Source organism: Pseudomonas sp. GW821-FHT07F05 (genome assembly GCF_059418765.1).
Genome location: NZ_JBWKQL010000020.1, coordinates 59,222 through 79,400, shown reverse-complemented (window position 1 = coordinate 79,400; position 20,179 = coordinate 59,222). Strand labels below are relative to the sequence as shown.

General features: G+C 60.5%; 20 protein-coding genes and 2 tRNA genes. 9 read left to right on the top strand and 13 right to left on the bottom strand.

All coding sequences use genetic code 11. From position 1 onward, the window contains the following. Positions 1 to 2,622: DUF6531 domain-containing protein (locus tag AC07RO_RS25965; RefSeq protein ID WP_495087465.1), on the bottom strand; the 2,622-nt coding region annotated here is incomplete at its 3' end. A gap of 442 nt (positions 2,623 to 3,064) precedes the next feature. Here AC07RO_RS25965 and AC07RO_RS25960 point away from each other — a divergent pair. Next, on the top strand, positions 3,065 to 3,409 hold the full coding sequence (locus tag AC07RO_RS25960; protein WP_065988787.1) for a YggL family protein: 345 nt from the start codon (positions 3,065 to 3,067) through the stop codon (positions 3,407 to 3,409). A 386-nt stretch (positions 3,410 to 3,795) separates the two neighbouring features. Beyond that, on the top strand, positions 3,796 to 5,262 hold the full coding sequence (gene dacB, locus AC07RO_RS25955; protein WP_192172483.1) for a D-alanyl-D-alanine carboxypeptidase/D-alanyl-D-alanine endopeptidase: 1,467 nt from the start codon (positions 3,796 to 3,798) through the stop codon (positions 5,260 to 5,262). Between the two features lie 78 nt (positions 5,263 to 5,340). Here the strand turns inward: dacB and AC07RO_RS25950 are convergent, their stop codons facing one another. Genes AC07RO_RS25950 through AC07RO_RS25940 form a run of 3 tightly spaced genes read right to left on the bottom strand, consistent with a single transcriptional unit; the run spans position 5,341 to position 8,205 of the window. After that, a complete protein-coding gene (locus tag AC07RO_RS25950; RefSeq protein ID WP_495087464.1) occupies positions 5,341 to 6,135 on the bottom strand; it encodes an ABC transporter ATP-binding protein in 795 nt (264 codons plus the stop codon). Then, positions 6,129 to 7,127 (bottom strand): ABC transporter permease, encoded by a 999-nt coding sequence (locus tag AC07RO_RS25945; protein ID WP_495087463.1) that lies wholly within the window; start codon positions 7,125 to 7,127, stop codon positions 6,129 to 6,131. Before AC07RO_RS25945 ends, AC07RO_RS25950 begins: the two co-directional genes overlap by 7 nt. Continuing rightward, positions 7,114 to 8,205 carry an ABC transporter substrate-binding protein gene (locus AC07RO_RS25940; RefSeq protein WP_495087462.1) on the bottom strand — a complete coding sequence of 364 codons (1,092 nt, stop codon included), beginning with the start codon at positions 8,203 to 8,205 and terminating at the stop codon, positions 7,114 to 7,116. Before AC07RO_RS25940 ends, AC07RO_RS25945 begins: the two co-directional genes overlap by 14 nt. 280 nt (positions 8,206 to 8,485) lie before the next feature. Between AC07RO_RS25940 and AC07RO_RS25935 the strand changes: the two genes are divergently transcribed. Further along, the gene (locus tag AC07RO_RS25935) at positions 8,486 to 9,118 is read left to right on the top strand and encodes a DUF5666 domain-containing protein (protein ID WP_346628950.1); all 633 of its coding nucleotides are present in this window, start codon (positions 8,486 to 8,488) and stop codon (positions 9,116 to 9,118) included. Between the two features lie 99 nt (positions 9,119 to 9,217). Here the strand turns inward: AC07RO_RS25935 and AC07RO_RS25930 are convergent, their stop codons facing one another. The 3 genes from AC07RO_RS25930 to AC07RO_RS25920 form a co-directional block, all read right to left on the bottom strand. After that, positions 9,218 to 9,577: a 2-oxoacid ferredoxin oxidoreductase gene (locus tag AC07RO_RS25930; RefSeq protein ID WP_495087461.1), complete on the bottom strand. Its 360-nt coding sequence runs from the start codon at positions 9,575 to 9,577 to the stop codon at positions 9,218 to 9,220. 78 nt (positions 9,578 to 9,655) lie between these two features. Further along, a complete protein-coding gene (locus tag AC07RO_RS25925; protein WP_192172478.1) occupies positions 9,656 to 10,213 on the bottom strand; it encodes a DUF4174 domain-containing protein in 558 nt (185 codons plus the stop codon). 254 nt (positions 10,214 to 10,467) lie between these two features. After that, a tRNA-Val gene (locus tag AC07RO_RS25920) sits at positions 10,468 to 10,544 on the bottom strand. A gap of 309 nt (positions 10,545 to 10,853) precedes the next feature. Between AC07RO_RS25920 and AC07RO_RS25915 the strand changes: the two genes are divergently transcribed. Together AC07RO_RS25915 and AC07RO_RS25910 are read left to right on the top strand one after the other, a co-directional pair. Further along, positions 10,854 to 11,177, top strand: coding sequence for a hypothetical protein (locus tag AC07RO_RS25915; protein WP_282371330.1), 324 nt, complete (start codon positions 10,854 to 10,856; stop codon positions 11,175 to 11,177). Positions 11,178 to 11,353: 176 nt separating this feature from the next. After that, complete coding sequence (locus tag AC07RO_RS25910) at positions 11,354 to 11,575, top strand: hypothetical protein (RefSeq protein WP_197983806.1); 222 nt, start codon at positions 11,354 to 11,356, stop codon at positions 11,573 to 11,575. Between the two features lie 111 nt (positions 11,576 to 11,686). Here AC07RO_RS25910 and AC07RO_RS25905 read toward each other — a convergent pair. Beyond that, a tRNA-Val gene (locus AC07RO_RS25905) sits at positions 11,687 to 11,763 on the bottom strand. 248 nt (positions 11,764 to 12,011) lie between these two features. On the opposite strand from AC07RO_RS25905, the gene AC07RO_RS25900 reads away from it, so the two are divergent. Further along, positions 12,012 to 13,295 carry an NAD(P)/FAD-dependent oxidoreductase gene (locus tag AC07RO_RS25900; RefSeq protein WP_495087460.1) on the top strand — a complete coding sequence of 428 codons (1,284 nt, stop codon included), beginning with the start codon at positions 12,012 to 12,014 and terminating at the stop codon, positions 13,293 to 13,295. Positions 13,296 to 13,320: 25 nt separating this feature from the next. Here the strand turns inward: AC07RO_RS25900 and AC07RO_RS25895 are convergent, their stop codons facing one another. Beyond that, a complete protein-coding gene (locus AC07RO_RS25895; protein ID WP_495087459.1) occupies positions 13,321 to 14,022 on the bottom strand; it encodes a peptidase C39 family protein in 702 nt (233 codons plus the stop codon). Positions 14,023 to 14,248: 226 nt separating this feature from the next. Between AC07RO_RS25895 and AC07RO_RS25890 the strand changes: the two genes are divergently transcribed. After that, positions 14,249 to 14,425, top strand: a complete 177-nt coding sequence (locus AC07RO_RS25890) for a hypothetical protein (RefSeq protein WP_192172473.1) — start codon at positions 14,249 to 14,251, stop codon at positions 14,423 to 14,425. 130 nt (positions 14,426 to 14,555) lie between these two features. Here AC07RO_RS25890 and AC07RO_RS25885 read toward each other — a convergent pair whose 3' ends face one another. After that, positions 14,556 to 15,320, bottom strand: a complete 765-nt coding sequence (locus AC07RO_RS25885; protein ID WP_495087458.1) for a TerC family protein — start codon at positions 15,318 to 15,320, stop codon at positions 14,556 to 14,558. Positions 15,321 to 15,438: 118 nt separating this feature from the next. On the opposite strand from AC07RO_RS25885, the gene nhaR reads away from it, so the two are divergent. Beyond that, on the top strand, positions 15,439 to 16,335 hold the full coding sequence (gene nhaR / locus AC07RO_RS25880; protein ID WP_192172471.1) for a transcriptional activator NhaR: 897 nt from the start codon (positions 15,439 to 15,441) through the stop codon (positions 16,333 to 16,335). Here the strand turns inward: nhaR and AC07RO_RS25875 are convergent. Both AC07RO_RS25875 and AC07RO_RS25870 read right to left on the bottom strand, forming a co-directional pair. Beyond that, a complete protein-coding gene (locus AC07RO_RS25875; protein WP_463584149.1) occupies positions 16,332 to 17,489 on the bottom strand; it encodes an MFS transporter in 1,158 nt (385 codons plus the stop codon). The genes nhaR and AC07RO_RS25875 overlap by 4 nt on opposite strands. A 157-nt stretch (positions 17,490 to 17,646) precedes the next feature. Beyond that, positions 17,647 to 18,156: a DUF1993 domain-containing protein gene (locus tag AC07RO_RS25870; RefSeq protein ID WP_192172469.1), complete on the bottom strand. Its 510-nt coding sequence runs from the start codon at positions 18,154 to 18,156 to the stop codon at positions 17,647 to 17,649. Between the two features lie 109 nt (positions 18,157 to 18,265). Between AC07RO_RS25870 and AC07RO_RS25865 the strand changes: the two genes are divergently transcribed. Further along, entirely contained in the window at positions 18,266 to 18,955 is a 690-nt protein-coding gene (locus AC07RO_RS25865; RefSeq protein WP_495087457.1) for a YceH family protein, read from the top strand. A 209-nt stretch (positions 18,956 to 19,164) separates the two neighbouring features. On the opposite strand, the gene AC07RO_RS25860 is transcribed toward AC07RO_RS25865, so the two are convergent. Further along, positions 19,165 to 19,977, bottom strand: a complete 813-nt coding sequence (locus AC07RO_RS25860) for a shikimate 5-dehydrogenase (protein ID WP_282373725.1) — start codon at positions 19,975 to 19,977, stop codon at positions 19,165 to 19,167. Positions 19,978 to 20,179: the final 202 nt, after the last annotated feature.

Genomic DNA, 20,179 nt, shown 5'->3' with positions numbered 1-20,179 from the left:
CAGTCGGCCAAGCTTGTCCCAGCGATAGCGCAAGGTTTGTTCGGCGGCGTCGACGCGTTCGGCGATAAATCCCGCAGCGCTGTAACGCCAGGTGGTGCAACATTCCAGGCCGTCCGAGTGGGCCAGCAACCTACCTTCGGCATCGCGACTAAAACGTTCTTCGGTTTTGTCCGGGTGTTTGATCAGTACCAGTTGACCGGCTTTGTATTCGTACGCGGTGCTATGCCCGGCCGGGTCGGTGAAGCCAACCATCTGGCCGCGTTCGTCGTATTCCCAAGTGCTGACCTTGCCCGAGCAGTCGGTGTACTTAACGAGCTGACCCGCGTCGTTGTAGGCCAACGACTTGGTATTGCCGTTGGCGTCCTTGATCGCGGTAGGAAGTCCAAATGTGTTGTAGGTGTATTCGGTGGTGTTCTCTAAGGGATCAATCGCCTCAACGAGATTGCCGCGAAGGTCATAGTCCCGTTTCCACAGCCCGCCCTCGCCATCGCTGATTTTGATCAGATGGCTTTTTTCGTCGTAGGCGTAATTCATCACGCTGTGATCAGCGCGGGTGTGTTCCGTCAGATTGCTCAGCTTGTCGTAGCGATACCGATCCGTGCTGCCCTCGGTGTGGACGTGGCGAATGATGTTCTTCGCGGCGTCGCGAAAGAACCACTCCGAACGCCCGTCCGCGTGGCAAATGCGATAGGTGTAACCGAGGCTGTCGTAGTAATGCCGGGTTTCGTGACTGAGCGCATCGGTGACATAGGTCAGACGGATGTTTTCATCCCACGCCAACCGAGTATCGAAACTGCCGTCATCGGCCCATTCGCGCACGGCCTTGGCATCGGGGCCGGAGCCTTGCCATTGCAGATTCAAACCGCGATTGGTGCGGTCGGTATAACGGGTAATCAGGTGGTTTTGATACTGGTAGCGCCAGGCCGAACCGTTCTCGTCCTGAGCCAGAACAAGGTCACCAAAATCATCGTATTGATACGCGCACAGTTGCCGTTTGACGTCGGCATCACGAACCTCCCAAAGACCGGTCAGACGCCCCTGATCATCGATCAAAGTGCCCAGGCGCAGATGAACTTTGTTGACGTCTTTTTCCGAGTAAGTGACTAACTCGGAGAGCACCATCCGATCTCCATGGCGATGCTCGTGATGCAACATCACCCCGGCGCCATTCGGCAAAACCTTGTTGATCAGAACGAAACGATCACCCCGCTGAACATAGGTCTCCCTTTGCTCCAAGCCCCGCATCAGCACCAACCGATCCTTGCTGACGCGAACGACGGTCAGATTTTCAATGGCGTTAAAGTGAAACAGCTTGACCTTGGGAAGAGGGAATTCATGGCTACGCCCGTCGAAGTCATGAAACACCAAACCGTCGCCGACGAGATCAAAACGTGTAGTAAACGCCGTAATCCACCGCGCACCGATAACATCATCATCAAACGCATCCAGACTCGAGCAGTAAGTCCGCGTCCACTCAATCGGAAACGGCCCCGGCAGGCTGAAATCGGTATGGCTAACCGACTCCGAGCCCATCGCAAAGCTGATGCTCTTGATCGTCGCCGCACAGGCGCAATTCTTCTGTTCGTTGGGCCGACCCTTTGCAGGCTTCTCGAACTGAACAGCCTCAAGCTTGCCTTCACTCGCCTTGCGCTTGGCCTGATTAACCATCCCCGGTTTGATGTTGAACGACTGCCCATGCCCGTTGCGCGACCGCCAGGTGACCACCGCGTCACCCAGCGTGAGCAGGAGCGAACCAATGGAATTCTGAACCCCAGGATCCGCCAGACGATTGATCTGATCCCGAAGCTCCGGGCCCAGTGATCGCAACGAAGCCGCATGTCTGAGCACCTGCGCCTTCAGCGCTTCAGGCACGAAATATTCGGCAGCACCGTTTACAGCGCCTTTACCCGCAGCAATGCAAACATCCGCAGCGGCCGCAAAAATGTTGCCAATCGCGGCTTTGGGGTCATAGGCCCACTGATCCCCAGCGGCCTGAACCCGCTGTTCGGCCTCAAGCAAATCAGCGCTGGCGTTCAGCTCAGGGTTAACCAGCTTTTCAAGACCGGCAGCGATCTCAAGAAGCACACCTTCCCCAAGTTTTCCGGCATCCTCAAGAATGCCGGGGAGCTTGGCCTGCGCCTGTGGCACAAAGTCATCAAGCGTCCCGACGATGTCCGCGTTGAGGTGCCCGATCAGAATCTCGATCAGCACGTCACCCAACACCAATTTCCCGCTCCGACGCATCTCTTGGCGCACCAGAAACAGCATTGGCCGCAGGCTCATCCGTGCCGCCGCCATGCGAGGCGGGCGTGGCATCACTCCGATCAGATTGATGCCCAGACTCACCCAATCCAGCGGATCGCGCTTCTCGCTGCTCCATAACCTGGCGATGTCATTCAAGGCATCGACCAGCGCCATGATGTTGCCTACCACCGGCAGTCCGCCTGCCTGGGCCTTGATTCGATCAAGCGAAACAACCCCGCCGCTGATCTCCTGTAACCAGGCATCGACGTTTGCAGCACCGACGCCAACGTCCTGAAGCTGAATCAGATCAAGCGGAACGATCGCCACTTGAGGCTCGCGTTTCTGGTCGCTGCCGGGCGTAACTACGGGGTTTGCCAAGGATGCTCTCCGTGCTCAAAAACCATCAGGCAGGCGTGTTTGCCGAACCGGGGGCGACGGAGATATCAAGGGTTGTGCCAGCTGTGAATTAGCCGATATAAATCAATTGCTTGCGAAGAAAAACGGCAGGCTTAAGCGAACGCTAAACCCGAAAACAAAGAAGAAGTGCGCAAGAAGTTGCGCACCCCTGTGCAACTTCTTGCGCACTCGTCTGCACACTACGAACGACGTGGCCTCCAACCCATCAACCACCCCATTCTCACGAAACGAGTGCGCAACTTTTCGCGCATCATGGCTATGAGTCATCCCAAAGCTCTCTGCGCCAGCGCCAGCCCCTCCCCGACCACAGTGAGAAATGCGACAACCCTGATCAGCATCAAGCAGGCGCCATCAGGACGAAGCTGATAGACTGCGCCCCGAAATTACTCAAGAGGAACGCTTCATGGCCACTAACCGCTCCCGTCGTCTGCGCAAAAAACTCTGTGTCGACGAGTTCCAGGAATTGGGCTTCGAACTGAAGCTGGGCTTCAAAGAGGACCTGGATGACGAGGCCATCGACGCTTTCCTCGACGCTTTCCTGACAGAGGCCATGGACGCTAACGGTCTGGACTACGTCGGCGGCGACGACTTCGGTCTGGTTTGCCTGGCGAACCGTGGTTCGGTCAGCGAAGAACAGCGCGCTGCTGTCGAAGCATGGCTCAAAGGCCGTAGCGAGCTGACTGAAGTTGAAGTCAGCCCTCTGCAGGACGCCTGGTACCCGGAAAAGCCGATCAACGCGGCTGTCTGATGAGCTGGCGGGCCTTCCCGCCGAGCTGATACCTAAAAAGCCATCCTTCGGGATGGCTTTTTTGTGTCCGGGATTCGAGGTTTTGTTGTGTTCACCGGACAAAACCGCAGCCGGACGTCACGAATGCTGCCAGGAAATGGCGGCCTGCAGCCGGCGTTACGGGAAAAAACCACGGTTTAACGTGACTTTGAATGGGCAAGCGCAAAAAATAGCGCCGTTTGACGGCAGTACCCCGGCGCAAGTCACGAAAGCTTGGGGCATAATGCCGCTTTACCGAAACGCCAGTGTCACGCCCTGCCATCGGGCATTTTCTGGTGGATCGTTCACAATGCGAGGGAATTCACCCCCTCTTCATCTTCGTTGTTCGCTGCAGTAGGGTTTATTGAATGATCAAGTCTTTGCGTCCGCTGTTTATCGCCACCCTGCTTTTGCCCCTCTCGTTCTCCATCGCCGCCGCCCCTATCAATACCGCCCTGCCCCCCAAGGTTCAGGAAGCACTCAAAGCCAGCAAGCTGCAGAACGATGCGCTTTCGCTGGTGATGCTGCCGGTCAGCGGCCCCGGCACCCCGACTGTTTTCAACGCCGACGTGTCGGTCAACCCGGCCTCGACCATGAAGCTGGTGACCACCTACGCCGCCCTGGAAATGCTCGGCCCGACCCATCAATGGAAAACCGAGTTCTACACCGACGGCACCCTCAGCAATGGCGTTCTGCGTGGCAACCTGTACCTCAAGGGCGGCGGCGATCCCAAGCTGAACATGGAACGCTTGTGGCTGCTGATGCGCGACCTGCGTGCCAACGGCGTGCAGCAGGTGACCGGCGATCTGGTGCTCGATCGCAGCCATTTCGTACAACCGCAACTGCCGGTGTTCGATGACGATGGCAACGATAAGAACAAGCCGTTCCTGGTGCGCCCCGACTCCTTGATGGTCAACCTCAAGGCCCTGCGTTTCGTCACCCGCAACGACGGCGGCAGGATTCTGGTTTCGGTAGAGCCGCCCATCGCCGCGATCCACATCAATAACCAGGTCAAGGCGCTGTCATCCAGCAAGTGCACCGGCGACGTGCTGTACAACCCGGTGCCGGAAGCCGATGGCGGCATCACCGTCACGGTGTCCGGCCAGTTGGGTGACGGCTGCAACTCCCAGACCTATCTGTCGCTGCTCGATCACCCGACCTACACCGCCGGTGCCGTGCGCGCCATCTGGCAGGAACTGGGCGGGACCATTCTCGGCAAGGACCGTCTGGACGTGACACCGGGCAGCGCCAAGTTGCTGGCCAGGGCCTTCTCGCCGGATCTGGCGGAGATCATCCGCGACATCAATAAATTCAGTAACAACACCATGGCCCAGCAGCTGTTCCTGAGCCTGGGCGCCGAGTTCCGTAACGAAGCCGACGGTGACGACGCCAAAGCCGCACAGCGTGTGGTGCGCCAATGGCTGGCGAAGAAAGGCATCATCGCGACGCATCTGGTGATGGAAAACGGTTCAGGCCTGTCCCGCGCCGAACGGGTCAGCGCACGGGAAATGGCGCAGATGCTCCAGGCCGCGTGGAACAGCCCGTTTCAAGCCGAATTCATGAGTTCGCTGCCGTTGGCAGGGATGGACGGCACCATGCGCAAACGCCTGAAACGTACCGCCCTGCGCGGCGAAGCCCACATCAAGACCGGCACCCTGAACACCGTACGGGCTATTTCGGGATTCAGCCGCGACAGCAACGGCAACACTTGGGTGGTGGTCGCGATCCTCAACGACCCGCGTCCATGGGGTGCGTCTTCGGTGCTGGATGAAGTGCTGGTCAGCCTGTACAACCAGCCGAAACTGGCGAGCACGTCGATTTCGCTTCAGCAATAACGTCACGCGCCGGGCTGTGCGAAGTCGCTCGACGACATGCGCACAGCCCGGCGGCCAGTCTTTACGTACATGCTCTGCCTACCAGCTCTGCCCCAACCCCAGCAATCCGAGAATCTGTTTGCGCAGGTCAACCAGATACGGGTCGTCACGGTGCCGTGGATAGGCACGGTCGATGATCAGCTCGGCCTTGATCTGCGCGGGCCGGTCGCTGAAGACAATGACGCGATTGGCGAGCAGCAGCGCCTCCTCGACATCGTGGGTGACCAACAGCGCCGTGTAACCCTGGCGTTGCCACAGATCGATCAACTCCTGCTGCATGGCAATCCGGGTCAGCGAATCGAGCTTGCCCAGCGGCTCATCGAGAATCAGCAGTCTTGGCTCGTTGACCAACGCCCGCGCCAGCGCCACCCGCTGGGCCATGCCGCCCGACAGCTGTCGCGGATAGGCGCGTGCAAATTGACTCAAACCGACCTTCGCCAAGGCCTCATCAACCTTGCCCTTGGTGGTTTTGAGCAGACCCTGGGCTTCCAGGCCGAGGGCAACGTTGTCCCAGACCCGACGCCACGGGTACAGGGTCGGGTCCTGGAACACCACCACCCGCGTCGGATCCGGCCCGGTGATCGCCACACCGTCAGCCGTAATGCTCCCGCTGTCCGCACCTTCCAGCCCCGCGACCAGCCGCAGCAGGGTGGACTTTCCACAACCCGACGGTCCTAACAGGGCGACGAATTCCCCCGGTTCAACCTCCAGCGACACCCGCTGCAACACCGGCAGCATGTGCCCTTCGAGGGAGAAACCGTGGCTCAGGTTATCGATGCGCAGCGCCAGACCACGACTGTGCTCGGCGCTTGCCGCTCTGGCTGCATTTACCATTTCATTGCTCCTTGCTGCCACGCCAGCAGACGGTCACGAATCAGAAACAGCGCCGAGATCAGCCCCGAACAGGCCAGCGCCATGATCAACAATGCTGCGTACATGTTGGCGTACGCCGCCCACCCCTGGGCCCATTGCAGGTACCAGCCGATGCCGGACTTCACGCCCATCATCTCGGCGACCACCAGGGTGGAAAACGATGCGCCGAGGCCCATGAACAAGCCGACGAAAACGTGAGGCAGCGCAGCGGGAATTGCTACTTTGAAGATGAGAAAACCCTGTTTTGCGCCCAAGGTGCGGGCCACGTCGTAGTAGGCTTTGTCGACGCTCGACACCCCTGACCACGTCAGCACCGTCACAGGAAACCAGGTCGCCAGCGCAATGAGAAACACGCTGGCACTCCAACTGCTGGGGAACAGAAAGAAGCACAGCGGCAGCAAGGCGGTGGACGGCACCGGGCCGAGGATCCTCAACACCGGGTGCAGCCAGTAGCCGATGCTGCGCGACCAGCCAATGGCGACGCCGGCGATGAACCCTGTCAGTGCGCCAAGGGCGACACCGCTGCCCAGGAGAATTGCCGAATGAAACAGGCTGTCGGCGAGGCGCGGCCAATCTTCGACGTAGACGTCCAGCAGCGCTTGGGGCGGCGCGAAGAACGGCACCGGCAATACACCGAATTTGGCGGTGAGCAGCTCCCAGATCGTGAGCAGAATCGGCAGCGCGATCAGCCAGGGGCCGAGGGTCTGCGTACGCGTGGCGATGCGCGGAGACCAACGCGCTGCCGTTAACGCGAGCAGGATCAGACCGGCCATGATCAGGCACAGATTCGCCAGACCCTGGGTCATCGGCCAGAGACGGGTGGCGTTGGGCAGATACACGATCAATAGCGCCGCCGCGAGCCAGACCGCCGCCGCCACTACGCCGTGCAGCGAGAAGCGCCCCGCCGGGTTTTTCAGCCGTTCGACGCCGGCCGCCAGCTCAACTGAAGACATCGGCAGTGATCTCCGCAGCAAAGGCGTTGGCATCAGTGCTTTGACGGATGACCTCGACGGTTTTCAGGTCGCGAACGTAAGTGGCAATCTCGGCGGTCAGTGCGGCGCCGACGGCGTGATGTCCATGGGTGTGATCGTGGAGGATGGCGACGACTTCCTCGGTGGTGGTGTTCAGCGCGTAAGCCTGGAACCCTTTGGCCACCTCCTCCGGATGCTTGACCGAGTAATCGTGAGCTTCAAGAATCGCCTGAGTCAGGGCCGCCACGGCGCGTTTGTCGTCCCGCGCCAGTTTGCCGGTCACGCCCACCACGCAGCAGCTGAGGCTGGCGTAGTCCTCCACCAGATTCGACGACAGTTCGCGAGCCTTGCCGGCGTTGATCAGTCGGTACATGAACGGGTCGCTGCCGCTCACCGCCTGCACTTCGCCGCGCTCCAGCGCCGTACCCAGCAAGTCGGCCGGATACAGGCGCCACTCGACGTCGCGCACCGGGTCGACGCCATGTTTCTTCAGGAGGATGGAAAAGAAGTTACGGTCGGGACTGGCCATGTCGGTCACGCCGATGGCCTTGCCTTTTAGGTCTTCGAGTGTCTTCACGTTGCCACTCGCCGCCGTCAACAACCGCAGGCATCCGCCGTGGGTTCCGGCAGTCAGCTTGACGTCGAAGCCCTGCTCCAGCGCTTTCAGCCACCGCAGCGCCATGCCGATGCCGGCGTCCGCTTTGCCCGTCGCAATGGCTTCCAGCAACACTTCGGTTGAATTGCCAAAATTGACCAGTTCGACGTCCAGATTGTGCTTATTGAAAAAGCCCTGCCCGTGGGCGATGACCACGGGGGCCAGGCACACGGCGTTCAGGTTGATCGCAAGCTTCAGCGCCCTTGGCTGATCGAGCCTGATGAACTCACCCGTGCCCGCGGGCTCGCTCGCCCCGCCACTGGCGTCGGCGCCGTGCCCGGCATGCTCCGCATGTTCGTCCGCAGCCCAGACGCCGCGCGGCAATGACAGCAGAAGTGGCGACGCCAGCGCAGCGCCGACGAGGCTCAGCACCCGCCGACGGCTCAGTTGATCGAAAACGGCCATGGTGTTCCCTTACCCGGTGAGTGAGATGGTCGTCGCCGAACGAGAATTTTTAATAACCAAATCCTGGGGTTTCGCCGACTGCTTAAAACATTAGCACCGGCCATTTAATTAATTAAATTCATTTTTGTTCTATATGACTATGCAAATAGTCTATCTGAATGACATCGCATCCTGCATGCCAGGCGGCATCGAAGCGTCCTGGCTGACGGCAATGTCATGCACCACCTCGTGCACTACCGCTATGCTGCGTGCTCGACCCATCACCGGATTCGCGCCGCCAATGAAGACCTCCAAGACCCAGACCCTCCGCCACTCTCTTCTCATCTCGGGATTGCTCAGCGCGCTGCTATCGGCAGCGCTGCCAGCCCACGCCGAAGACAGCAAACCCACCCGCGTGCGCGGTGCCATCACAGCGATCGAAGGCGATGCGCTGAAAATTCACAGCAATCGCGGAGAAGACCTGCAGGTTGCGCTGACGCCTGACACGCAGATTCGCGGCGTCACGTTGGCGCAGGTGTCGGAAATCAAACCGGGCAGCTACATAGGCTCCGCCGCGGTGCCGCTGCCGGACGGTTCGTTGAAGGCGCTCGAGGTGCATGTGTTCCCGCCGGAAATGGCGGGCACGGGGGATGGCCATCGGGCCTTTGACCTGACGCCGGACAGCACGATGACCAACGGATCGGTCGGCGATTTGGTCGCCAGTAATGGCCGCACCATCACGGTGAATTACAAAGGCGGGCAGAAGAAGATCGTCATCCCTGATGACGTGCCGATCGTCAACCTGGTGCCAGGCGATCGCAGCTTGCTCAAGCCCGGTGTGAAGGTGGTGCTGCAGGCGCAGAAAGGTTCGGACAACTCGCTGACGGCGCTGTCGATTTCTGCAGGGGAAAATGGCGTGACGCCGCCAATGTGAAGCGGCCAATGTGCAGGGCTTGTAGCGTTAAAAACCTGCGTGGCGCCGGTAGATGAAACAGCACCGGTCAGCATGCGCAGGTCAATTATCAGGTCTGACTCAAAGACAGGTCGCGAGCACCGCGCCACGTTGCTCGATCACCTTGGCGCCGGGCTTGGTGTAGAAATTGACCTTGGTCATGCCCGCCTTGCCCGCCACGTCAGCGAAATATTCGCCCTCGGTGGTGTAGACCGTGAAAGCGCCCGGCTCGCCCTTAGCCATGAACACGTCGGCCACATCACCGAACAGCTGAACGCTGGCCCAGGAGACCTTGATGCATTCGGCGACGGCGACCGCAGGCTTCTGACTGGTGTAAACCTGCGCCGGCCCTGCCGAACGTGTCTGATTCAAGCTCATGCAACCCGACAACAGGATCAGTGCCACAGCGCCCGCCCAATGTTTCATGCCAGTCCCGTTCATCAAACGTCCTTTTCGTTAAAAAAGGAACGATGTTACCAGCAACCTCAAGCGAGCCCCATGGGTAAGCCGTCCGAGCGCTTAATCATCCAGCCCGGCGGGCGGTGCAGCAGGCGCGGCCTTGCCGGGCTTGGCCGATTTGCCTGACGGCGTTGCGGTCTTCGGCTCGGCGACGGGCGCAGGTGGAGCAGCGGCGGCTGCTTCCTTCTCGGCCATCGGCATCTGGTCGATGGTGCTGAAAATCTCCTTCGGATCGATGGGGCCGTTGTGAGTCATTTTCTTCTCGCCGTCCTTGCCCACCAGAATCACCTGCGCCTGTTTTTCTGTCTGGGCGCCAAGCTTGAGTTCGCGGATAAGGGCCATGGTGGTCTGGGCGTCGAGGTCTTTACCGTTACGCTGCCCCACGGTATTGATGATGGTGTAAAGGACCATGTCACGTTTGGCGAAACCATCCTTGTTGGCGGGTTCGTCCAGACTTTTCTTAAGGGCCCCCAGCGTCGGGTCTGCCGAACTCGACGCGATAACGATCAGTGGACGGGCCTTGCCGCGCTCCTGGGAAAGTGGGCCATCACCGTCGGCAGCCAGCAAGGGGCTCGACACGGCGAACAAAACGGCAAGGGTCAACGACCGGCTAAACATACACACCTCCTCTGGTTTTCCATGCACTGATGATCGCGCATCATGGGAAAAGGTCCAGACGGTAGCGGGAAAAAAACCGGATTTATTTCGCGGCGCGCAGAGGCTCGCGGGTATCGAATAGGGGCAAAACGTCCGGCCATAGGGGCTATGGCTGACGTGAGCACCGCTGGCCTGACGGGAAAATTTCGGGCAAAAAAAAGGGCGAATCTTTCGATTCGCCCTTTTTTGTCACCGCCCAGCAGAGCGGATTTGTTTGGTAGGCGCGATTGGACTCGAACCAACGACCCCCACCATGTCAAGGTGGTGCTCTAACCAACTGAGCTACGTGCCTGCTGTGGGTCGGCATTCTACGGATATTCAAATGACTGTCAACGTCTTTTTCGCCCACTAAGCCTATGAATATGCAAATTATTTCCCCGTAGCATCGACATGGGCGGATCAACCTACAGAGTCGCCGTCGATCAGCGAGATTCGGGCGGTGAACGCCATGACCGGCCTCCCGATCGCCAGCGGATGCTTGGGTGAATCAACGAGGGCCCTCGACTTGCGCACCGAACATGCCGCCTGTCGCCATCATGGCACTTCGGACGAACTTCAGATGCCCAATGATGACAAGGAATCACGACACGGAGATCACCTGATGAACAGATTATTGACTGCCTTCACCCTCGGTTGCGCACTGACATGCACTTCCCTCACAGCGCTGGCTGGCGCCACATCGCCAGACATGGGGCCGCCACCTTCCCAGACCGGCATCGACCCGCGCGTACAGGGCAGCGACCCGGCTCGCCAGGGCTCTGATGTGGACACGCAAACCAAGAAAGGCATCAGCATTGGCGGCGGCACGTCGATGAGCAATGGCACCGGCAATAACAACGACGCCGATTTGCCCGGTGGCGATACCACCAATGGCGGCGGCAGCAAGGGCTCGGGTTCGTCGAGCGCGGGCGGCGCTGGCGGTTGAAGCACTACGTAGGCGTGGGCCATTACAGACGAATCATTAAGGGCGCTTGAACAGCGCCCTTTTCGTGCCCGGTTGTCGTGGCTTACCGTCGTGCTTTGATATAGTGCGTCGCCGCCGCGCCTGAACCAGGGTCGCGGACCCGGGCGTCATCAACAGTGGAGAGCGGCACCGTGGGCATGAAGAAATCAGCGCTGGAACTCAAGCGTGACCTGAGCACCATCGCGGCCAATCTGGAAAGCACTGCAGGCGAAATCAGCCGACTGGCCGAACGGGTCAACGATGTCGACGTGGTCGCGGTGCTGCACTTGATGAACCAGCAGTACAAGGACGCTGACCGCCTGCGCGCCTATGTGGACGAGATCAGGGCGGGCCGCATTACCCGCGCCAAGGCCGACTGATCGGCCGGCGCAATGGCCGGACGCCTGGGGTGATTCAGGTTCGAGCAAGCAAAAAAGGGTGGCCCTCTCGGGTCACCCTTTTTCGTTACCGCCCAGCAGAGCGGATTTGTTTGGTAGGCGCGATTGGACTCGAACCAACGACCCCCACCATGTCAAGGTGGTGCTCTAACCAACTGAGCTACGTGCCTGCTGTGGGGCGGCATTCTACCGGGATCCGGAACGCTGTCAACTTTGATTCATCCCTAAGCCTATGAATGTCCGAGCTATTTGTCCCTGCACTGGCGAATCATGCTAAATGAGTGCGCCCGTGCCTCGGTGGCCAATGCCTTGCCAGCATCGCGTCAAGGCCCGCAAACCTCCAGCGTCGGCTGGCCGCAAAATTTCATCTCAGGTAGGATCCGCCCACTCGTAAAAAATATAAAACAGGGGTTACAGGATGACGAACACGCCATACCCACATTCCTATTACGCCGCTTCCGCCAATCCGGTTCCGGTTCGGCCTCGGCTGCAGGGGGACGTCGAGACCGACGTGGTCATCATCGGCGCCGGCTACACCGGGCTCTCCAGCGCGCTGTTTCTCCTGGAACACGGCTTCAAGGTTACCGTGCTGGAAGCGGCGAAAGTCGGTTTCGGCGCCTCGGGCCGTAACGGCGGACAGATCGTCAACAGCTACAGCCGCGACATCGACACCATCGAAAAGAGCGTCGGGCCCAAGGAAGCACAACTGCTCGGGCACATGGCCTTCGAGGGCGCGCAGATCATCCGGGACCGCGTCGCCAAATACCAGATCCAGTGCGACCTGAAAGACGGCGGGGTTTTCGCCGCGATCACGGCCAAGCAGATGGGCCATCTGGAGTCGCAGAAACGTCTTTGGGAACGCTACGGCCACACGCAGCTGGAGCTGATGGACCAGCGCCGCATCCGTGAAGTGGTGGCGTGCGACCAATACATCGGCGGCATGCTCGACATGAGCGGCGGTCACATCCACCCGCTGAACCTGGCGCTGGGCGAGGCGGCGGCGGTCGAGTCCCTGGGCGGGGTTATTTACGAACAGTCTGCGGCTACCCGCATTGATCGCGGCGCCAGCCCGGTCGTGCACACCGCCGAGGGCAAGGTTCGGGCGAAGTTCGTGATCGTGGCAGGCAACGCCTATCTGGGTAATCTGGTGCCGGAACTGGCGGCCAAATCGATGCCCTGTGGCACACAGGTGATCACCACCGAGCCGCTGAGTGAGGAACTGGCGAGCACGTTGCTGCCCCAGGACTACTGCGTCGAGGACTGCAACTACCTGCTGGATTATTACCGGCTTTCCGGCGACAAGCGTCTGATCTTTGGCGGCGGCGTGGTCTACGGCGCGCGCGATCCGGCGAACATCGAAGCGATCATCCGGCCGAAGATGCTCAAAGCGTTTCCGCAACTGAAGGACGTGAAGATCGATTACGCCTGGACCGGCAACTTCCTGCTGACCTTATCGCGGTTGCCGCAAGTGGGACGGCTGGGCGACAACATCTATTACTCCCAGGGGTGCAGCGGCCACGGCGTGACTTACACCCATCTGGCCGGCAAAGTGCTGGCCGAAGCCTTGCGCGGACAGGCAGAGCGATTCGACGCCTTCGCCGGCCTGCCGCACTACCCGTTCCCCGGCGGGCAATTGTTGCGCACACCGCTGACGGCATTGGGTGCCTGGTATTACAGCCTGCGGGACAAGCTGGGGTTCTGAATCAGAGGCGATGAACGGCCAACCGTTAACGCGCAGCTGGATTGTTCAGCGCCTTCACCGCCTCGCCCGCCGCCTGTTCCTGACCGGCCTGGGCCAAATCATTGGCGGCTTTGAGCCAGCGTTCACGGTCTACCGGCACGGGCACCTGGCGTGGGCTCTGGATCAGCACGGCCCAGTTGCCGGCGTCGTTCCAGTCCGAGGTGAACGAATAGAAGCTCGCCGTCACTCGCCCAGGCCCGGTATAGATCAGCACCGTGCGCTTGTTCTGATCGAACCCGACCAGCACGCCGTAGCGCTGTTCTTTCCAGAACATCGAGCCGTCCGAAAACCGCACCATGACCGGATACCCCGCTGACACCTGCGCCAGCAGGTCCGGGAAACCGTGGTCGACGGGATACACCACAAACCCGTATTCCCGGGCCAGGTCCAGCATGCTGCGGTCGAGCTTGTCTTCGGCGCCCGGCAGTTTAAGCGGTTTTTCCAGCAGCCCCGGCGTGGTCTGTACGCCATGGACGGTCAGCATGCTGGCCAGTGCGAACGGCGCGCTTTGATAATCCTTGCCCCGGAACGACGGCACCGCGTTGATTTCAACCCGGTCGGGCAGTGTCTTGTACATCGGCGGGTAGCCGGGTTTCCAGTTGTGGGCATTCGAGCAGCCTGCCAAGACCAGCACGGCGGCCAGCGCCAGCCATTTGCGTCGACCTGCAACGCTATCCAATCGCGTCAATGCCCGCACGTTCTTCACTCACTTGACTGATGGCGACGGATCCCGAGATCCGGCCGGAACGCGGATGATAGAGCCGCCACCGGTTGCGGTATAGCCCGAAACGCTGTCAACGCGAGTGGATAGAACAAATCGGTCATGCAATTCCTACCACCGGTCAATTTTTGGCAACAACAGGGAGACTAGACTGTCGGTTACTAAGAGACGAAGAGAAGAGCCGGAGGAAGCCATGAGCCTCGGAATGACCATTGTGATGTTGATCGCTGCCTGGCTGGCCGTTGCGGCCGCCATGTTGTGGGGGGTGATGCGTATCTCGCGTCGCCATCATCCGCATTATCGGGAAACCGAAGCCGCGAAATCCGTAGAACGCGCACAACGCAAAATCCGTCATGTCACGGCCCATTGATACTGCCGTGTAACGACTGATCACCGTACAAATGAAAACGGTCGGTAATGGCATCCCATTCCCGACCGTTTTTTATTGCCCTGCTTTTGTGCTGCTTCGCTCTTATCGGCGGGCGAAGCTTATTCAGGCGTCAGACCTTCTGGCCCTGCGCTTCGGCGTCCAGGCGGCGCTGGCGAGACCGACGAACCAGCATGTTCAGCACTTCAATCAGCGCCGAGAACGCCATCGCGGTGTACACGTAGCCTTTCGAAACGTGGGCGCCGAAGCCTTCGGCGATCAGCGTCATGCCGATCATGATCAGGAAGCCCAGCGCCAGCATGACCACGGTCGGGTTATCGTTGATGAACTTGGCCAGGGGCTCCGACGCCACCAGCATCACGACCACGGCGGCCACCACGGCGATGACCATGATCGGCAAGTGCTCGGTCATGCCAACGGCGGTGACGATACTGTCGATGGAGAACACCAGGTCGAGCATCAGGATCTGACCGATCGCAGCGGCCATGCCCAGGGTGACGGTGCTGGACGCGGCTTTCTCGGCTTCGCTTTTGACGTCGACGCTGTGGTGAATCTCGGTGGTTGCCTTCCAGACCAGGAACAGGCCACCGGCGATCAGGATCATGTCCTTCCAGGAGAAGGCCTGGCCGAACACTTCGATCACCGGCGCGGTCAACTGGACAATCCACGCCACGGTGGTCAGCAGGCCCAGACGCAGGATCAACGCCATGCTGATACCGATCCGGCGCGCCTTGGTGCGCTGATGAACCGGCAGCTTGTTGGTGAGAATCGAGATGAAAATGAGGTTGTCGATACCGAGCACGATTTCCATGACGACCAGTGTCGCCAGAGCGATCCACGCCGTTGGGCTTGCAGCCAGTTCCAGAAGGTATTCCATATAAGCGAGTGTCCAGGATCAGTTCAGGGGATAGGGCGGCATTCTAGGGACGGAAACACTTCAGTAAAATTCGTATTTTTCAAGCGTATACTTCGATTTTCCCGAAGTGATGACGCCCATGCTCAATTACCGACAGCTGCATTATTTCTGGGTCGTGGCCAAAACCGGCAGTATCGTCCGCGCCTGCGAGCAATTGAACCTCACGCCACAGACCATCAGCGGGCAAATCAGCCTGCTGGAGCAGACCTACGGCGTCGAGTTGTTCAAGCGTGTCGGCCGCCAGTTGGAGCTGACCGAAACAGGCCGCGTCGCCCTGCCCTACGCCGAGCAGATGTTCCAGCTCGGTGGCGAGCTCGAAGCGGTGTTGCGCGCACAGCCCGACGAGCAGCAAATCCTGTTCCGCGTCGGCGTCGCCGATGTCGTGCCCAAATCCATTGTCTACCGGCTCATCGCGCCGAGCATGGCGCTCAATGAGCTGGTGCGCATCAGTTGCCGGGAGGACCAGCTCGAACGCCTGTTGGCCGACCTCGCCATTCAGCGCCTGGACCTGGTGATTTCCGACAGCCCGATGCCCTCTCATCTGGACATTAAAGGCTACAGCCAGAAGCTGGGCGAATGCGGCGTGAGTTTTTTCGCCACCCGCGCCCTCGCCGCCCTGTACGGCGAGAACTTCCCCCACGGCATGCAAGGCGCGCCGCTGCTGGTCCCAGGACAGCAAACGGTGGTGCGCAGTCGCCTGATGCGCTGGTTCGCCGAGCAGAATATCCAGCCGAAAATCGTCGGGGAGTTCGACGACAGCGCCCTGATGAAGGCCTTCGGCAAATCCGGCAGCGGGATTTTCATTGCGCCAAGCGTGATCGCCGATGAAGTGATCGAGCAATACGACGTCGAGCTGATCGGCCATACCGATGCCGTGACCGAGTCGTTCTACGCGATCTCGGTCGAGCGCAAGGTCAGGCACCCCGGCATCGTCGCGATTACCGAAGGCGCACGCCACCAGTTGTTCCCGGACTAGGCGTCGCAGGCTGCGGGGTTTGGGCGGACGGTCATCAGCAGTAAGGCCAGCAGAATCGACAGCAGAATGATGCCGGCCGCGGCGAAGCCCAGACTGCCAAGGCCCAGATGATCAATCACCCGCCCGCCGATGATTGCGCCAATGCCGATGCCCAGATTGGCCCCGGCGATGTTCAGCGATGCGGCGAAGGCCGGGGCCTGTGGCGCAGCTTTCATCAGCCGGACATGGCTGACCAGGAACAACGCCGCCTGGGTCGCGCCCCACACGGCCAGTGCCAGGGCCAGCGCAGGCAGGGAATGCATGCTCGGCACCACCATGACCATGCCGCCGATCATGAACGTACAAAAGGTCAGGCTGGCGATCAGTGGGTGGCGATCCACCAACCGCCCGCCGAGTGAATTACCCAGCAAGCCCACCGCGCCGAAACCCATCAGGCACCAGCCGACCACCGTGCCGTTGAAGCCGGCGAGGCGCTCGAGCATGTCCGCCAGATAGGTATAGGCGGTGAACATGCCGCTGAAGACCAGCACCGACAGCAGCACGTGGCCCTGCATCAACGGGCTGCGCAGAATGCGGAACTGGCTGCGGAACGAGGCCTGATCCTTGTGCACGCTGCGGGGCAGGTAAATGAACAGCAGCAGCGCCTTGGCGAACGCCATTACCGCGAGGACGGCGAAGGCGCTGCGCCAGCCGATGGCGTCCGAGATCAAGGTGCCAACGGGGATACCGAACACCGTGGCGCAGACGATACCGAAACCGATCTTGGCAATCGCGCGGCCGGCGTGGTCAGGGCCAACGATGTCTACGGCGGTTTCGCTGGCCAGGGCCCAGAACACCGGCAGCCCGAGGGCCGGGATCAGCCGCGCGGCGGCCATCACCCAAATGTTGGGCGCCAGCGCGGCAACGGCGTTGGAGACGCCAAACATGATCAGCACCGAAATAAACAGGCGCTTGCGCTCGAAGCGCGAGAAGTACGCGGTCAGGAACGGCCCGAAGCAGGCCACCGTGAAGGCGAACAGCGTGACCAGCAAGCCGGCCTGGGGGATGGTGACGGCCAGGTCGCGGGCGATGGCGGGCAGCAGACCGACGATGACGAACTCTGTGGTCAGCACGGTAAAGCCCGCAGCCGACAGCAGATAGATGGGGAAAAACATGAAATCTCCAGAACGACGAAACGACCGGTCCTCGCGGAGCGGTCGATCGGATGTGGCGTAAATCAGGACGCGGAGGGTAACAGCGCCGGGCGCCTGGGAGCCAGGCGCCCGACGAAATACGTGTCGCTGCCCGAGCAGAGCCGGGCAGCGAGGCCTGTCAGTAAGCGCCCATGTAGTCGCGCTTTCCGACTTCCACGCCGTTGTGGCGCAGCAGGTCATAGGTGGTGGTGACGTGGAAGAAGAACTGCGGCAGCGAGTAATGCAGCAGGTAGGTCTGGGTGCTCAGACGCTTTTCTTTATCGGTGCCAGGGCGCAGGACGATTTCCCGCGCTTCGTTGCCATCGACCTGTTCGGCCTTGATCGTGTCGAGGAACGCCAGCACTTTGGTCAGCAGCGCTTGCAGATCGGCAAAGGTGGTTTCGGTGTCTTCGTACTTCGGCGGCTCAAGACCTGCCAGTCGTGCGCCGGCGCCTTTGGCGAAATCAACGGCAATCTGCACCTGACGCACCAGCGGGAACATGTCAGGGAACAGACGCGCCTGCAGCAGGGCATCCGGCTGAATGTTCTTGGCGGTGGCGTGGGCTTCGCCTTTGGCCAGGACGGCGCTGAGGGCGGTGAGCATTTGCTTGAAGACAGGGATCGAAGCGGCATAAAGAGAAAGGGTCATGGCAGCTCCTCGGGAAATGAGTCGCACGGAGGCGGACGCGAACGCGGCTTGTCTTTTACCTCATCCAGCCCCTACCCTCATAGCCTTTTCAACGCTTGGGGAATGGGTCATGTCTGACGAGCTGGATTCCAAAAACACCGTTGAAGCCTCGGATGCGCTGCAGCTGAGCAGCACCGAAGTGCGCATTCTGGGCTGCCTGATCGAGAAGCAGGCGACCCATCCCGAGACCTACCCCCTGACCCTCAACGCACTGGTGCTGGCCTGTAACCAGAAGACCAGTCGCGAGCCGGTGATGAACCTGACGCCCGGCCAGGTTGGCCAGAGCCTGCGCGCGCTGGAAAGCCTGCAACTGACGCGTCTGGTCATGGGCAGCCGGGCGGACCGCTGGGAACACCGCGTCGACAAGACGCTGGAGCTGGTGCCGGCGCAACTCATCCTGACCGGCCTGCTGTTGCTACGCGGCCCGCAAACCGTCAACGAGCTATTGACCCGCAGCAACCGTATGCACGATTTCGAAGACACCGACGCCGTGCTGCATCAGCTTGACCGGCTCATTGGCCGAGGGATGGCGGTGTTGATCCCGAAACAGGCAGGCCAGCGCGAAGACCGCTATATGCATGCGCTAGGTGATCCGGCTGACAGGGAGACAATGCTTGCCGCCCGCGCGCATCCGGCAGAGCGCAATAGCGGCGGCAGCCATTCAGGCAGCGCGGGCAGCTCGGCGATGGCGGAGAGAATCGAAGCCCTCGAAGCCCGCATCGCCGCCCTGGAAGAGCGGCTGGCATTGCTGGAAGGTTGAGAGCGGCTCCGAGGAATCCTAAGCCTGGTGCAAAACCTGTGGGAGCGAGCTTGCTCGCGAAGGGGCGGGTACATCCACTGCATGTGCAGCGACGGATATACCGTCTTCGTGAGCAAGCTCACTCCCACATGTCCCCTGTCTGCCGCGCGACAGCGTGCTGCCTGAAGATCGGTAGTCAAGCACACCCTGGCGTTACCCAAGCGCAAGCATCAACCCCGAGCGAACGCCGCCGCTGCCTGATACTGCTCCTCGGTGGGCGTCACGCCGGTGTAAAGAATGAACTGCTCCAGCGCTTGTATCGCCGCCACTTGATCGCCGGTGACCAGGCGTTTGCCGAGGCGCTCGGCCTCGACAATGAACGGCGTGCGCGCCGGCGTGGCGACCACGTCAAACGCCGTGTCGGCCTGCTCGATGGCGGACACGTCGAAGGCCAGCGCATCGGCCTGATCGCCAGCCATCCCCAGCGGGGTGACGTTGACCAGCAGCGGCGGGCGCTCGCTGCCCAGCTCGGCTTGCCACGCGAAGCCGCAGGTCTGTGCAAGCGCCCTGCCCGCCTTCTCGTTGCGCGCCACGATCAACCCGTCAGTAAAGCCGGCGTCACGCAGGGCACAGGCGACGGCCTTGGCCATGCCACCACTGCCGCGCAAGGCAAAGCGGGTGCGCGGCACTTCATGGGTATCGACCAGTTGGGCGATGGCGATGTAATCGGTGTTGTAGGCTTTCAAGTGGCCATCGGTATTGACGATGGTGTTGATGGATTGAATGGCGTCGGCGGACGCGTCCAGTTCATCGACCAGTGCAATAGAGGCTTCTTTAAACGGCATCGACACGCCGCACCCGCGAATGCCCAATGAACGCATACCGGCAATGGCTGCAGGCAGGTCGTTTGGCGAAAAGGCCTTGTAATAGAAGTTCAAGCCCAACTGTTGATACAGGTGGTTGTGGAAGCGCACGCCGAAGTTGCCCGGGCGTCCGGCCAGCGACATGCACAACAGCGTTTCCTTACTGGCAGTGACCAACATGAAATCTCCCGAGTGGTATTAGAAGACGCCTGGGGAAAGGCGTAGAATCGCGACGCTGCGCCGAACGCGGCAAAGCCATTGTCATTAAAAGTGTCGAATACCTTACACAAAATTTACGCAACGGCCTCGCAGATATTTCCTAAACCGTTGTCTGAGAAGTTATCCCGTGGCAGTGCCTGAGCGTAACGCAGGCTCGCGACAA